This is a genomic window from Pseudomonas tritici (assembly GCF_014268275.3).
Classification (GTDB): domain Bacteria; phylum Pseudomonadota; class Gammaproteobacteria; order Pseudomonadales; family Pseudomonadaceae; genus Aquipseudomonas; species Aquipseudomonas tritici.
In genome coordinates, this window is sequence record NZ_CP077084.1 from 5,634,389 (window position 1) to 5,648,031 (window position 13,643).

Here is a 13,643-nt window from a genome sequence, read left to right on the forward strand (position 1 = left end):
AAACACTGTCATCACCCAGAGGATTGCCCACATGCTATGGAAAAAAGGCCGACGCAGCGACAACGTGGTGGATGCCCGCAGTGACGGCGGCGGCGGTGGGGGCGGCATGCGCTTTGGTGGCGGCAAAGGCCTGAGCCTGACGGCGATTGTGCTGATCGTCGGCATCGGCTGGCTGACCGGCCAGGACCCGATGCAGATCCTCGGTCAGTTGACCGGCCAGATGGAACAGGCACCGTCAGTGAGCACCCAATCGCGCCAGGCGCCGCCGGCCAACGATGAGCAAGCCGATTTTGTGCGGGCCGTCCTGGGCGATACCGAAGACACCTGGGGCCAGGTGTTCCAGGAAAACGGGTTGGCCTACAAGAATCCGAAACTGATCCTGTTCCGTGGCCGGGTGAATTCGGCCTGCGGTGGCGCCACCTCGGCCAGCGGCCCGTTTTATTGCCCGGCTGACCAGCAGGTGTACCTGGACCTGGAGTTTTTCCGGGAAATGTCGCAACGTTTCCAGGCCGCCGGCGACTTTGCCCAGGCGTATGTGATCGCCCACGAAGTCGGGCACCACGTGCAGACGTTGCTCGGCATCTCGTCGAAAATCCAGGCCGCGCGCCAACAGGGCCGGCAAATGGAAGGCGACGGAGGCCTGCTGGTCCGTCAGGAACTGCAAGCCGACTGCTTCGCCGGGGTGTGGGCCAACCGTGCGCAAAAGCGCTTGAACTGGCTGGAGCCCGGCGACATTGAAGAAGCGCTGAATGCGGCCAACGCGATTGGCGACGACCGCTTGCAGCAACAGGGTCAGGGCCGTGTAGTACCGGACTCGTTTACCCACGGCACCTCGGCACAGCGGGTACGCTGGTTCAAGACTGGCTTCGCCCAGGGCCAGATCAATCAATGCGATACGTTTACGGCCAAGAGTCTCTAGATGACTAAACGATTGGGATTGCTGTTGGGTTTGATGCTGGCCTGCTCTACCACCTTGGCCGCGGAACATGGCGTCAACGTCGTGAGTCCCGATCGTTTTCACCTGGATGCCGGTGACCTCAGCCTCGGCTTGAGCCAGGACTGGCGCCAGCCGCTGCCCCAGGTCACCCGTGCGTTGATCATCGTGCATGGTCGCCTGCGTAACGCGCAGACTTACCTGCAAAGCGGTGAAGACGCCGCCGAACACGCAGGCCAAGCTGCCCATACACTGGTGATAGCGCCGCAGTTTCTGAATGAGTTCGACGTGAAGCGCAACCACCTGGACAACCAGGTACTGCGCTGGAAGGGCAATGATTGGATGGCCGGCGAGTCCTCGACCGGCCCTGGCCAGGTCAGCTCGTACGGCGCCCTCGACCAGATCATCAAGCACCTGGGCAATCGCACGCTGTTCCCGGCGCTGAAAGAAATTGTGGTGGCTGGCCACTCCGGCGGCGGCCAAGTGGTGCAGCGTTTCGCCCTCACCGGGCACGAACACCCTACCCTCCTGACCGAAGGCATCCGCTTGCGCTATGTGGTGGCCAATCCGTCTTCCTACGCCTACTTCAGCCCACAGCGCCCGCTGAAGTTCGACGCGGCCAACTGCCCAGGCTTCGACGACTGGAAATATGGCATGCAACACTTGCCGGCCTACGCCAAGGGCCAGAGTGCCGAACAGCTTGAGCGGGTTTACGTGTCACGCAACGTTACCTATCTACTGGGCCAGCAGGACACCGACCCAAACCACCCAGCACTGGATAAAAGCTGTGAAGCCGAGACCCAAGGCGCGTATCGCCTGATTCGCGGGCACAACTATTTTGACTACCTCCAGCAGCGGCATCCGCAGTTGGGCCACAGGTTGGTGGAAGTGCCTGGAGTGGGGCATAACGGGGATGGGATGTTTACGTCGCCGGAGGGCCAGAAGGTACTGTTCCAATAACCCCCCCTGAAGAAGCCCACATTTGATCTCTATTGTCTGGGCTGGATCATCCGGCGCAGCGCCGCACAATCCTCGGCATGCCAATCCGCCAACTCCGGCCACGGGTTTTCCGGCACGTTAACCAACACCGTCCGCGCACCTGCCGCTCGGCCACAATCCAGGTCGAAGCGGTAATCGCCGACCATCACCATCTCGCTCGGCGCGACATCCCAGGCTGCCGCCAGTTTCAGCAAACCACCCGGGTCCGGCTTCGGCGGCGCATCATCACGCCCCAGCACATCCTCGATGGCAAAACAGTCCGCCAGGCCGATCGCCTCCAACGTAACGTGGGCCAACTCCTGCGCATTGCGGGTCAGGATGCCCAGCCGATAGCCCCGCCCGGCCAGTTCGCGCACCAACTCAACCGCGCCATCTGCGGCGACCGAACCCAGCGCCAACTCGCGCTCATGCTCCAGCAGCCAGGCATGCTTGGCCGCCGCCTCATCCGCGGGCAACGCCGCCAGATGCGTGAGAATATCGTCCTCGGGCGGGATCTCCAGGGCCACGCGAATGGCCGCAAAATCATGCACGGCCACCGTCAGCGTGCCATCCATGTCGAACACCCAGTGCGTAACGTCCGCCAGGCTCATGCCCAGTCCTTGCGATGGCGAATCAAGCCTTCCTGGGTCACCGAGGCCACCAGTTGCCCGGCGCGGTTGTACACGCTGCCCCGGGAGAACCCACGGGAATTGCCGGCCCACGGGCTGTCCATGGCGTACAGCAACCAGTCATCGGCGCGCAGGTCAGCGTGAAACCACAGCGCATGGTCGAGGCTGGCGACCTGCATGTCTTTCTGCCACACGGTCTTGCCATGGGGCAGCAACGAGGTGGTCAACAGGCCGAAGTCAGAGGCGTAGGCCAGCAGGTACTTATGCAGCGCCGGCGCGTCGGCCAACGCGCCGTCGGCACGAAACCACACGTACTTGACCGGGTCGGATGGCTGCGGGTTGAACGGGTCTTTTTCGGTGACCGGGCGCACTTCGATCGGCTTGGGGCACAGCAACTTGTCGCGCATATGCTCGGGGATCAAGTGCGCACGCTGTTTGGTCAGCTCAAGCTCGGACGGCAAGTTTTCCGGGCCGACCACTACGGGCATGGTGGTCTGATGGTCGAAGCCTTGTTCGTCGTACTGGAACGAGGCACTGCAGGTAAAGATCGGGTGGCCCTTCTGGATCGCTGTCACACGACGAGTGCTGAAACTGCCGCCGTCGCGTACGCGGTCCACTGAATACACCACCGGCAACGCCGCATCACCGGGACGCAGGAAGTAACCATGCAGGGAATGCACGTGCCGCGCTTCTTCTACGGTCTGGCTGGCGGCCGACAGCGATTGGCCGAGCACCTGGCCGCCGAACAGTTGGCGAAAACCCAGGTCCTGGCTGCGGCCGCGAAAGAGGTTTTCCTCGATCGGCTCCAGGGTCAGCAAGTCCACCAGATCTTCCAATACTTGGCTCATAGAGCAACTCCTACAACAATCGATAGGGCATTCCGGGCTGCTTATCCGTGCAGCGTGTCCAACCATTGGGCGCGGGTGATGCGATACAAAACATGATGGCGCAGCGGGTCATCGGCTGCGACCTTGGGGTGTTCAAAATCTGCCTGGGGATCGTAATGCATACCGATGGCCTGCATGACTTTTTGTGATGGCAGATTGGATTGCGTGGTGAAGGCAACGATTTCGTCCAGTTGCAAGCGGTCGAAACCGCAGCGCAGCGCGGTCCACGCCGCCTCGCTGGCGTAACCCAGGCCCCAGTGCTCGCGAGCCAGGCGCCAGCCGATTTCCACCGCCGGGGTAAAATCCGCTTCGAAGCTGACGTTCAGCAACCCGGTAAGGCCGATGAAGTCACCGGTGTCCTTGCGCTGCAATGCCCACAGGCCAAAGCCGTATTCGGCGAAATGACCACGAATCCGGCCGATCAACGCAGCGCTTTCCAGATGGCTCAGCTTGGCCGGGAAATAGCGCATCACCTGCGGGTCGGCGCACATGCGCGCAAACTCCAGCAAGTCGCTGTCGCGCCATTGGCGCAGCACCAGCCGTGCGCTTTCCAATTCGAGTATCGGCTCCATGGGTCCCCTCCCTTGCCATGTGCGTGAGTGTACAGCGCTGGTAAGATCCGTCGCAGGTTCCCGTCAGAAAATCCCATGCCTTTGCCATTGATCTACCACGATGACTACAGCCCCGAGTTCCCGGCGGACCATCGCTTCCCCATGGACAAATTCCGCCTGTTGCGCGACCACCTGGTGTCCACGGGACTGACCGACGACAGCCAACTGCTGCGCCCACAACTGTGCCCACCGCAGATTCTGGCCCTGGCCCATGACGCTGGGTATATCGAGCGCTATATGAGCGGCGAGTTGTCCCGCGAAGACCAACGGCGCCTCGGCCTGCCTTGGAGCGAAGCCCTGGCCCGGCGCACCGTGCGTGCAGTCGGCGGCTCGATCCTGGCGGCGGAACAGGCGCTGGAACACGGCCTGGCCTGCCACCTGGCCGGCGGCACCCATCACGCCCATTACGATTATCCGGCCGGCTTTTGCATCTTCAATGACTTGGCGGTGATCAGCCATTACCTGCTGGCGAGCGGCCGCGTCAACCGCGTGCTGATCTTCGACTGCGACGTGCACCAGGGCGATGGCACCGCGCGCATTCTCCACGACACGCCAGACGCCATCACTGTGTCGCTGCACTGCGAAAAGAACTTCCCGGCGCGCAAGGCCCAGAGCGACTGGGACATCCCGCTGCCGATGGGCATGGGCGATGCCGATTACCTCAAGGTGGTGGACGACGCGCTCAACTACCTGCTGCCGCTCTACCAGCCCGACCTGGTGCTGTACGACGCCGGGGTCGATGTGCATAAAGACGACGCCCTCGGTTACCTCAAGCTGACAGACGAGGGCGTCGCCGCCCGCGACGAAAGCGTCATGCGCCACTGCCTGGGCCGTGACATTCCGGTGATGGGCGTGATCGGCGGCGGCTACAGCAAGGACCGCCCGGCCCTCGCCCGCCGCCACGGCATCCTGCACCACAGTGCGCAACGGGTATGGACGTCATCAGGTTGTCATTGAACCGTGGGCGTTACCCACAATGCCTGTGGAACCACCTGTGGATAACTTGAGCGTAAGCGCCTGAAAGCCAGAAGCAGTCTGGCCTGTAGGAAGTTGTACATTTTTTGATCAGGCAGTTGCGCCGTCCTCGGGTAGAATGCTCGGCCTATTCAGCGACCGTAGCCCAGCCCATGCCTCAGACCCCTCCTCCTCACGTTGCCATTATCGGCGGCGGCCCTGCCGGGCTGATGGCTGCTGAAGTCCTGAGCCAGGCGGACGTGCGCGTGGACCTGTTCGACGGCATGCCTTCGGTGGGGCGCAAGTTCCTGCTGGCTGGCGTGGGCGGCATGAACATCACCCATTCCGAGGCGTACCCGGCGTTCCTGTCACGGTACGCCGAGCGCGCGCCGCATATGGCGCCCTTGTTGCGTGGGTTTGGTGCCGAAGCGTTGTGCGAATGGATTCATGGCTTGGGCATCGAAACCTTTGTCGGCACCTCTGGCCGCGTATTTCCTACGGACATGAAAGCCGCTCCCCTACTGCGTGCGTGGCTCAAGCGCCTGCGCGATCAAGGCGTGGTTATCCACACTCGCCATCGCTGGGTGGGCTGGAATACCGAGGGCGACTTACTTATCCACAGCCCGGATGGCGAGAAAACTGTCCACAGCGATGCAGCGTTGCTGGCCCTCGGCGGCGGCAGTTGGTCGCGCCTGGGTTCTGACGGTGCCTGGCTCAAGTTGCTGGAAGACAAAGGCGTGCCTTACATCCCATTGCAACCCAGTAATTGTGGCTTCGAGGTGTCGGCCTGGAGCGAATTGATGGTCAGTAAATTCGCCGGTGCGCCGTTGAAAAACGTCGCCATCGGCTTGGGGGATGACAAGCCTCGGTTAGGGGAATGTGTGGTCACTGCCACCGGCATTGAGGGCAGTTTGATCTACGCACTGTCGGCGCCGATTCGCGAAGCGATCAACCGCGACGGTTCGGCCACGGTGCACATCGACCTGTTGCCGAGCAAACCGCTGGATAAGGTCCAGGCTGCCTTGGCCAAGCCACGTGGCTCGCGCTCGATGAGCAAGCATTTGCACAGTCAGTTGGGGTTGGATGGGGTGAAAGCGGCGCTGTTGCGTGAGTTGGCACCGGCAGAGCACTTCAACGATCCGGCGCAACTGGCGGTGGCTATCAAGGCGCTGCCGTTGACGCTGGTGAAGACGCGACCGATGGATGAGGCGATCAGCACGGCAGGCGGCGTGCCGTTTGAGGCGTTGGATGAGCGCTTGATGCTCAAGCAATTGCCGGGGGTGTTTTGTGCGGGGGAGATGCTGGATTGGGAAGCGCCGACGGGGGGCTACCTACTGACGGGATGCTTTGCCAGCGGGCAGGCGGCTGGGCGTGGCATGTTGGAATGGCTTAACCGCTGAGATGTGTGGTGAATCTAGAGCCGCCATCGCAGGCAAGCCAGCGCCCACATTTTGATGTGTGAACACCGTCAAATGTGGGAGCTGGCTTGCCTGCGATGAGGCCATCAGCAACGCCGCAAAATCACTTCTTCTTACGCGGCCCAGTATTAAACACAGGCACCTTGCGCACCGGTTTGATCGAAGGCTCCACCGGTGCCGCATCCCCACTGTCCACCCACTTACCCAGGTTGCGCTTACCGCCACCACCCGACGTTTTAGGCTTCTTCGGTTTTTTCGGCTTCTTCACCACTTGCCCGCTGGCATCGGTGTCCGGCACGCGGTGCTCCGGTTCGAAATCCTGCTCCATATGCCGGTTCAGCGTCTGACGCGTCAGCATCTCAATGGCCGACAGCATGTTCACTTCATCGGCGCACACCAGGGAAATCGCTTCACCGGTATTGCCCGCACGCCCGGTGCGGCCGATGCGGTGAATGTAATCCTCGGCCACAATCGGCAGGTCAAAGTTGACCACCAGCGGCAGGTCTTCGATGTCCAGGCCACGGGCCGCCACATCGGTAGCCACCAGGATCTGCACATCACTCGATTTAAAACGGTCCAGCGCACGTTGACGGGTGGCTTGCGGCTTGTCGCCATGGATGCCGTCGGCATTGATGCCCAGGCCTTGCAACTTATCCACCAGCGCATCCACGCCGTTACGGGTCTTGGCGAACACCAGCACCTGCTTCCAACGGCCTTTGCGCATCAGGTGCACAAACAGCTCAGCCTTACGCTTCTTGTCCACCGGCACCACCCATTGCTTCACGGTGTTGGCGGCGACGTTGCGCGGGCTGACTTCGATGGTCAGCGGGTCGTTGAGCATCTGACCGGCCAGCGTGCGGATCTCGTCGGAAAAGGTGGCGGAGAACAGCAGGGTCTGGCGCTTTTTCGGCAGCATGCGATAAATGTTGGCAAGCTCTTCGGAGAAGCCCAGGTCGAGCATGCGGTCGGCTTCATCCAGCACCAGGGTTTGCAGCTGGTTGAGTTTCAGCGCGTTCTGGCGGAACAGGTCAATCAGGCGGCCAGGCGTAGCGACCAGGATGTCGACGCCTTTGCGCAGCTTCATCATCTGCGGGTTGATGCTCACGCCGCCGTACACGGCGTAAGTGGTCAGCGGCAGGTTTTGGGCGTACTCGGCAACGCTGGCGTGAACCTGTTCGGCGAGCTCGCGGGTTGGGCACAGGATCAGCGCACGCGCCGAGTTGGCAGCGACTTTCGGCCCTTCCATCGTCAACAGTTGCAGCAGCGGCACGGCGAAACCGGCGGTCTTGCCGGTGCCGGTCTGGGCCGCGGCCATCAGGTCGCGACCGGCCAGCACCGCCGGAATGGCTTGCGCCTGCACCGGCGTCGGGGTCTGGTAGCCAAGCGTCTCAAGGGCGCGCAGCAAGGGTTCGATCAGGCCAAGGGTGGCGAAAGTCATGTATTTACCGTAGGAAAAATTCAGCGCAAGGGCGTAATGCGCCGCAGTTTACCTTATTTCCGGCCTCGGCTTGCGCCACTGGGGCAGGCTGATCAATAGCACCGCGCTGATAATCACCAACATGGCCAGGGCTTCTTCCATGCCGATGGTCTCGCCCACGAATACGATCCCCAACAACACCGCCACCGCCGGGTTGACGTAGGCATAGCTGGTAGCCGCCGCCGGGCGTACATGCTTGAGCAGGTACATATAAGCGTTAAAAGCGATGATCGAACCGAATACAGCCAGATAAGCCAGGGCCAGCCAACCTTCCAGCGGTGGCATAGCCTGCAGGCGTTCACCGGTCAACGCGCTGCCGATCAACAACGTGACGCCGGCCACCAACATTTCTGCGGCACTGGCCATGGCCCCTTGAGGCAGCGGCAAGCGCCGGCTCCACACCGAACCAAATGCCCACGAAGCGGCAGCAAATAACAGCAAGGCAGCGCCGGTGGGGCTCGATTGCAACGTGCTGCCCATGTTGAGCATGGCGATGCCGATAATCCCCAGGACCACCCCGGCCCATTCCAGACGGGTATTACGCGCGCCCCAGAAATAGCCACAGAGCAAGGTGAACAACGGCACCGTTGCCACGGCCAGTGCGGCAACGCCGGACGACACACCCGAGTGTTCGGCCAACGTCACCGCGCCGTTGCCGAAAGTCAGCAGCAAAATGCCGATTTTGGCGGCGGCCTTCCACTGCTCCCACGTCGGCGCCGGCGCCCCGCGCCAGCGTAAATAGCCATACATCGCCGCGCCCGCCAGCAAAAAGCGAATCCCACCCAACATCAACGGCGGCCAGTACTCCACACCAATCCGGATCACTAGGTAGGTAGACCCCCAGATCACATACAACGCAAAAAAGGCGGCGATCAATGGTAATGGAAAGCGACGTGGGCCAGGCATTGGGCAGCTCTATGGCAGATGTAGGAAGGCTTATTCTAAAAAAGCAGGTCGATAAACATAAGTTACAAAACCTGTTTAAACCGCCCATACACTTTTCAAAGCATGGTAATCAGCGCTATAAGCCATGCTTTCGAAAGCCACGCGTTACCGGAGCCTTATCATGGACAAATACGACCGCCTGCTCCTCAGCGCCCTGCTCGAAGACGGCCGCGCCTCCTACGCGCAACTCGCCCGCAAGGTAAACCTCTCCGCCCCCGCCGTCGCTGAGCGAGTGGCCAAGCTCGAGGCCAGTGGCGTGATCACCGGTTATCAGGCCAAGGTGGACCTGTCCAAAGTCGGCTTGCCAATTCAATGCGTGATGGAGTTGCGGCTGACTAACCACGGCAGCCAAAAGACCTACGACGCCCTCGCGCAAATCCCTGAGCTGACCGAGTGCCATCGAGTGACGGGTGATCCGTGCGTGATCATGCAAGCGGCAGTGGGCACCATGCCGGAGCTGGAAAACCTGATTAATCGGGTGGCGAAGTTCGGGTTCAGCAAGACCTCGATCATTTTGTCGAGCGCCATAGAGCGGCGGGTGCCGTTGGGGCAGTTGGAGGGGGTCGGGAAGAGTGGCGGCTGACCCACCGCCATCGCGGGCAAGCCCGGCTCCCACAATGAACCGAGTTACCTGGACTGCACGCGGTCAACCACGGGGTGGTGGATCGGGCGCTGTAGTGAGCGGGCTTGCCCCGCGCTGGGCTGCGAAGCAGCCCCAATAAGGCCGCCGCGATTTTTCAGTTAGCACTCGGTGCCAGGTTTTGGGGCCCAGCGCGGGGCAAGCCCGCTCACTACAAAGGCGGATCAGAACCCGCGATGTTTCTTCAGGTGCTCATTGATCTTCGCCGCCGGCACTTTTTGCAAGGTGCACAGCAACTCATGGGACAGTTCGCGCAGGCCGTGGGTGCCGCGCAGTTGCTGGGCCAGGTGCGCGGTCAGGTTGGCGGCCATCTCCGCATCCGCCATCGCCCGGTGAGCCTTGCCGGTGTGGGGCAGTTGGGCGAAGGCGTTGAGCGTGCCGAGTTTGTGGTTGGGCGCGGTGGGCATCAACCGGCGAGCCAGCAGTAGCGAACAAGCAAATTTCTGCAGGCGGGTGCGGCGGATCAAGCCCAGTTCGTAGTCCCAGAATTTCTGGTCGAACGCGGCGTTGTGCGCCATCAAGGGCGTGGTGCCGACGAATTCATTGACTTCATTCATAACCCGCTCAGCCGGCGGCGCGCTGCGCAGCATGGCGTTGCTGATGCCGGTGAGTTGTTCGATGAAACCGGGAACGCGTACGCCGGCGTTCATCAGGCTCTGGTAGCGGTCCACGATCTGGCCGCGTTCGAGGATAACCACGGCGATTTCCGTCGCGCGGCAATAGCTGCTCGGGGTGATGCCGGTGGTTTCAAAGTCGATGACCGCTATACGTTCCAAACCTGTTCCAACTCCGTCTAACAATGTATTAAGCCGCAGCGCTTATTTGAGCAGCAACGCGCCTTCGATGGGTACGTAGCGACTGGCAGCGCGGATCAGTGAGTTGGCCGTCAGCCCCGGCACGCCGTAAGCCACGGCTTCAACGCCGTGCTTGTGGATGATGCGGTCGAGCAGCATGTCGAAATCACCGTCGCCGGAGGCCAGCACGATTTCGTCGACGTGGTCGGCGGCGTCCATGATGTCGAGGGTGATGCCCACGTCCCAGTCGCCCTTGGCCGAGCCGTCGCTGCGCTGGATGTAGGGTTTGAGTTTTACCGTAAAGCCCAGGTTGCGCAGGATCTGCTGGAATTGCTGCTGCTTGCTGTCGCCGCGGTCGATGGCGTACGCATAGGCCTCGACAATCTGCCCCCGCGAACTGATGTCAGCCCACAGGGCGGCATAGTTGAAGTGGCAACCATAGGCCTGGCGGACGGTGTAGTAGAGGTTTTGCACATCGGCGAACACTGCAATTTTCTTCACCGCACTTCCTCATGACAGCCAGGCGCCAGCGCCCGGAAAGGCTGCCAGTATGCCAGCCGCGAGAACGTTTCCGGGAAAAATCAGACCGGGGCGACGAAGCACCCCGGTCAAGGTGCGTCAGACGAAGGAATCGTCGTCGCCGAAGGAAGAAGAATCGTCGGAGTAATCGCTGTCGGCAAAGCTGTCCGAGGCGTTGTCGTTGCCCCAGTTGTCATTGCCGGCAAACTTCTGGTCATCGTTGCCCCAGTTGCCGCTGTCACTGGCAGGCGCGGGCTCTTCGCGGATGATTTCCTCGACGACTTGCGGCTGTTGCGAGTTGTGGTTGAACAGGCTGCTGATGCCCTCTGCCAACATCACACCACCGGCCACACCGGCAGCAGTTTTCAACGCGCCACCGAGGAAACCACTGCCCATTGGAGCGGCTGGCGCTTGCTGTGGTTGTTGATAACTCTGCTGCGGGGCGCCGTAGTTTTGCTGCGACGCAGGCTGGCCAAAGGAAGGCCGCGCCGGTTCACGCCAGCCGCCGCCGGAAGAGGCCGGCGCGCTCTGTGCCGGTTGCGAATCACGTGAACCGCCTCCGCCAAAGATGCTCGACAAGAAACCACCGCCACCCGAAGCGGTGGGTTGCGCGGATTTGGCCCGTTGCAACTCCTCCTGCAATTGCTGGATTTGCTGCGCCTGTTGTTTGTTCTGCGCGTCGAGTGTCTTGAGCGCGTGTTCCTGCACCAGGATCGACTGGGTCATGTAATACCCGGCCGCCGGTTGGCGAGTCATGTGCTCCTTGATCCGCGCTTCGGCCTGGGCGTCGCGGGGGGCTGAGTCCGTTTCGGCTTGCTGCAACCGTGAAAACAGTCCATCGATCAGGGTTTGCTCTTCGCTGTTCATGGCGACCTCGTTAGATTGCCGGTAGAAAAATCGTGGTCTCGCCTTTAATCAGGCGCTGTCTCAGTTATGGGGGTGTTACGAGTTGTTTCAATGGTCTTTACTCAAGGTTTACGTTTGCGTACCGCCAGCCTTGATCGGTTAAAGTGTTGCCCTTGCTTTCAGGCCTGCGATGAACTTGATGAATCCGTTAGACGTATTGCGCGACTCCTTGCGTTTCACCCGACACAACCTGGGCGCCATCGTCCAGCTATGTTTGCCGCTGGTGATTCTCGAAGCCCTGCTGCAACAGGTGCTCAACCACATGGTCGGCCCGGACGCGTTCCCCGGTTACAGCGTGGTGGTGGGGTTGCTGGTCTACCCGCTGTACACCGGCGCGTTGATTCTGTTCCTGGATGCCCGCACCCGTGGCGAGTCGCCGCGCAACCAGGACGTATGGGCCATGGCCCTGACCCTGTGGCCGCGCTTCGCCCTGCTGACGGCCATGAGCACGCTGCTGATTCTGCTGGGGCTGTCGCTGTACTTCCTGCCGGGCCTGTGGCTGATGGTGGTGCTGGCGTTCGCCGAATACTTGCTGGTGCTGCGCGGCATGCCGGCGCTGGAGGCCATGAAGGAAAGCTTCCGCCTGACCCGTGGGCATTTCTGGCGAATCCTGGTGTGCCTGCTGTGCGTGATGACGCCGTTGTGGCTGCTCAAAGGCGCCAGCGTGGCAGCCTATCCAGAACCGGCGCCGCTGCTGGGCCTATTGATGGACAGCGCCCACAGCTTCCTTCAACTGTTTACCAGCGTGGTGCTGTTCCGTTTATTCATGTTGATCGGTGGCGATGCCGACGCGCGGTGATATGCTCCGCACCACTCTTGAAACGCTATAAGCCGAGCCGATGACCCGTTTATTGCGCATCACCCTGCTGGGCCTGCTGATCGTCGCGGGCCTGCTGACGGCCTTGATCTACAGCTTGACCTGGCGCCCCGAGGCCAAGGAAACCCTGCCGGTGAGCTGCGTCGCCCCGCGTGCGCCGACCTTGCTGCCGGGGCAGGCGCTCAAGGTCATGACCTGGAACGTGCAATACCTGGCCGGCAAGAACTACGTGTTCTGGTACGACACCGCCGACGGCAGCGGCCCCGATGATCGCCCCACGGTTGAAGACATGGCCGCCAGCCTCGACGAAGTGGCGCGGGTGATTCGCGACGAACAACCCGACATCCTGCTGCTGCAGGAACTCGACGAAAACGCCAAGCCTTCCCACTACCAAGACCAGCTCGCCCTTTTGCAGGAACGCCTGGTCGACCTCTACCCGTGCAGTGCCCAGACGTTCGACTGGAAAGCCGACTTTGTGCCAAACCTGCATATCTTCGGCAGTGTCGGCCGCAAATTGGCGACCCTCAGCCGCTACCAGATCGAACACGCCGAACGCCTGCAATTGCCGGCATCCGAGGCCAATATCCTCAGCCGCCAGTTCCAACCCAAGCCGGCCTTGCTGCTGACCTACCTGCCGCTCAGCGACGGCGGCCAACTGGCAGTGATCAACACGCGCCTGGACGGCGATGCCCCCGGACGCAGCGCGGTGCAGGAGCAAGTAAACACCACGGTCAAACTGCTGGACAGACTCGAAGGCCGTGGCACACCCTGGCTGATCGGCGGGGATTTCAACCTGCTGCCCCTGGGTCAATTCCTGCGTTTGGACGCCGGTAAGCGCGGGCAATATTCGCCGGACAGCGAGCTGCATATGCTGTGGGACAAATACCCGATGATCCCCAGCAACAGCCAATCCAGCGGCATCGACCGTGAGAAATGGCTGACGCACTTCCCGAATGACCCGAGCGTGGACGGCCCGGATCGCACGTTGGATTACCTGTTCTACAGCCCACGGATCAAGCGGGTGGAAGCCAAGGTGCGCCAGGAAGACACGCTGCGCATCTCCAATCATTTGCCGGTGATCGCACGCTTCCTGCTGCCCGCCGCGCAATAACCCACACCACATAGATAGCTGTC

At 61.5% G+C, this 13,643-nt stretch carries 15 protein-coding genes; 7 read left to right on the forward strand and 8 right to left on the reverse strand.

Going from position 1 to position 13,643, the window contains the following annotated elements:
* Positions 1-31 precede the first annotated feature (31 nt).
* Positions 32-919 (forward strand): KPN_02809 family neutral zinc metallopeptidase, encoded by an 888-nt coding sequence (gene ypfJ / locus HU722_RS25785; RefSeq protein ID WP_065873645.1) that lies wholly within the window; start codon positions 32-34, stop codon positions 917-919.
* Complete coding sequence (locus HU722_RS25790) at positions 920-1,894, forward strand: hypothetical protein (protein ID WP_065880392.1); 975 nt, start codon at positions 920-922, stop codon at positions 1,892-1,894.
* 29 nt (positions 1,895-1,923) lie between these two features.
* On the opposite strand, the gene HU722_RS25795 is transcribed toward HU722_RS25790, so the two are convergent.
* From HU722_RS25795 to HU722_RS25805, 3 genes are read right to left on the reverse strand one after another with little or no spacing between them, the layout of a single operon-like run.
* Complete coding sequence (locus HU722_RS25795; RefSeq protein WP_065891157.1) at positions 1,924-2,523, reverse strand: HAD family hydrolase; 600 nt, start codon at positions 2,521-2,523, stop codon at positions 1,924-1,926.
* The gene (gene tesB / locus HU722_RS25800; RefSeq protein WP_049711414.1) at positions 2,520-3,389 is read right to left on the reverse strand and encodes an acyl-CoA thioesterase II; all 870 of its coding nucleotides are present in this window, start codon (positions 3,387-3,389) and stop codon (positions 2,520-2,522) included. The genes HU722_RS25795 and tesB overlap by 4 nt, the downstream gene beginning before the upstream one ends.
* A gap of 41 nt (positions 3,390-3,430) precedes the next feature.
* Positions 3,431-4,000 carry a GNAT family N-acetyltransferase gene (locus HU722_RS25805; protein WP_065880394.1) on the reverse strand — a complete coding sequence of 190 codons (570 nt, stop codon included), beginning with the start codon at positions 3,998-4,000 and terminating at the stop codon, positions 3,431-3,433.
* Positions 4,001-4,075: 75 nt separating this feature from the next.
* On the opposite strand from HU722_RS25805, the gene HU722_RS25810 reads away from it, so the two are divergent.
* Both HU722_RS25810 and HU722_RS25815 read left to right on the forward strand, forming a co-directional pair.
* Positions 4,076-4,996, forward strand: a complete 921-nt coding sequence (locus HU722_RS25810; RefSeq protein WP_065880395.1) for a histone deacetylase family protein — start codon at positions 4,076-4,078, stop codon at positions 4,994-4,996.
* 170 nt (positions 4,997-5,166) lie between these two features.
* Complete coding sequence (locus tag HU722_RS25815; RefSeq protein WP_065891158.1) at positions 5,167-6,393, forward strand: TIGR03862 family flavoprotein; 1,227 nt, start codon at positions 5,167-5,169, stop codon at positions 6,391-6,393.
* A 121-nt stretch (positions 6,394-6,514) separates the two neighbouring features.
* Here the strand turns inward: HU722_RS25815 and rhlE1 are convergent, their stop codons facing one another.
* Both rhlE1 and yedA read right to left on the reverse strand, forming a co-directional pair.
* Positions 6,515-7,849: an RNA helicase RhlE1 gene (gene rhlE1, locus HU722_RS25820; protein ID WP_065891159.1), complete on the reverse strand. Its 1,335-nt coding sequence runs from the start codon at positions 7,847-7,849 to the stop codon at positions 6,515-6,517.
* A gap of 48 nt (positions 7,850-7,897) precedes the next feature.
* Complete coding sequence (gene yedA, locus HU722_RS25825; RefSeq protein WP_065873652.1) at positions 7,898-8,794, reverse strand: drug/metabolite exporter YedA; 897 nt, start codon at positions 8,792-8,794, stop codon at positions 7,898-7,900.
* A gap of 160 nt (positions 8,795-8,954) precedes the next feature.
* On the opposite strand from yedA, the gene HU722_RS25830 reads away from it, so the two are divergent.
* Positions 8,955-9,416: an Lrp/AsnC family transcriptional regulator gene (locus HU722_RS25830; protein WP_065880398.1), complete on the forward strand. Its 462-nt coding sequence runs from the start codon at positions 8,955-8,957 to the stop codon at positions 9,414-9,416.
* A 221-nt stretch (positions 9,417-9,637) separates the two neighbouring features.
* Here the strand turns inward: HU722_RS25830 and HU722_RS25835 are convergent, their stop codons facing one another.
* The 3 genes from HU722_RS25835 to HU722_RS25845 all read right to left on the reverse strand — a co-directional run bounded on the left by HU722_RS25835 (position 9,638) and on the right by HU722_RS25845 (position 11,653).
* Positions 9,638-10,249, reverse strand: coding sequence for a 3'-5' exonuclease (locus tag HU722_RS25835; RefSeq protein ID WP_065891160.1), 612 nt, complete (start codon positions 10,247-10,249; stop codon positions 9,638-9,640).
* A 42-nt stretch (positions 10,250-10,291) separates the two neighbouring features.
* Positions 10,292-10,768, reverse strand: a complete 477-nt coding sequence (locus HU722_RS25840; RefSeq protein WP_065873655.1) for a LabA-like NYN domain-containing protein — start codon at positions 10,766-10,768, stop codon at positions 10,292-10,294.
* A gap of 117 nt (positions 10,769-10,885) precedes the next feature.
* Positions 10,886-11,653 carry a DUF2076 domain-containing protein gene (locus HU722_RS25845; protein ID WP_065891161.1) on the reverse strand — a complete coding sequence of 256 codons (768 nt, stop codon included), beginning with the start codon at positions 11,651-11,653 and terminating at the stop codon, positions 10,886-10,888.
* Between the two features lie 178 nt (positions 11,654-11,831).
* Between HU722_RS25845 and HU722_RS25850 the strand changes: the two genes are divergently transcribed.
* A complete protein-coding gene (locus HU722_RS25850; RefSeq protein WP_065891202.1) occupies positions 11,832-12,491 on the forward strand; it encodes a DUF7847 domain-containing protein in 660 nt (219 codons plus the stop codon).
* A 40-nt stretch (positions 12,492-12,531) separates the two neighbouring features.
* Positions 12,532-13,620, forward strand: coding sequence for an endonuclease/exonuclease/phosphatase family protein (locus tag HU722_RS25855; RefSeq protein ID WP_065873657.1), 1,089 nt, complete (start codon positions 12,532-12,534; stop codon positions 13,618-13,620).
* Positions 13,621-13,643 lie beyond the last annotated feature (23 nt).

Coding starts and splice junctions, on each gene's coding strand:
- HU722_RS25830 (WP_065880398.1), top strand. CDS start 8,955: ATGGACAAATACGACCGCCTGCTCCTCAGCGCCCTGCTCGAAGACGGC.
- HU722_RS25810 (WP_065880395.1), top strand. CDS start 4,076: ATGCCTTTGCCATTGATCTACCACGATGACTACAGCCCCGAGTTCCCG.
- HU722_RS25790 (WP_065880392.1), top strand. CDS start 920: ATGACTAAACGATTGGGATTGCTGTTGGGTTTGATGCTGGCCTGCTCT.
- HU722_RS25845 (WP_065891161.1), bottom strand. CDS start 11,653: ATGAACAGCGAAGAGCAAACCCTGATCGATGGACTGTTTTCACGGTTG.
- HU722_RS25805 (WP_065880394.1), bottom strand. CDS start 4,000: ATGGAGCCGATACTCGAATTGGAAAGCGCACGGCTGGTGCTGCGCCAA.
- HU722_RS25850 (WP_065891202.1), top strand. CDS start 11,832: ATGAATCCGTTAGACGTATTGCGCGACTCCTTGCGTTTCACCCGACAC.
- tesB (WP_049711414.1), bottom strand. CDS start 3,389: ATGAGCCAAGTATTGGAAGATCTGGTGGACTTGCTGACCCTGGAGCCG.
- HU722_RS25855 (WP_065873657.1), top strand. CDS start 12,532: ATGACCCGTTTATTGCGCATCACCCTGCTGGGCCTGCTGATCGTCGCG.
- ypfJ (WP_065873645.1), top strand. CDS start 32: ATGCTATGGAAAAAAGGCCGACGCAGCGACAACGTGGTGGATGCCCGC.
- HU722_RS25815 (WP_065891158.1), top strand. CDS start 5,167: ATGCCTCAGACCCCTCCTCCTCACGTTGCCATTATCGGCGGCGGCCCT.
- rhlE1 (WP_065891159.1), bottom strand. CDS start 7,849: ATGACTTTCGCCACCCTTGGCCTGATCGAACCCTTGCTGCGCGCCCTT.
- yedA (WP_065873652.1), bottom strand. CDS start 8,794: ATGCCTGGCCCACGTCGCTTTCCATTACCATTGATCGCCGCCTTTTTT.
- HU722_RS25795 (WP_065891157.1), bottom strand. CDS start 2,523: ATGAGCCTGGCGGACGTTACGCACTGGGTGTTCGACATGGATGGCACG.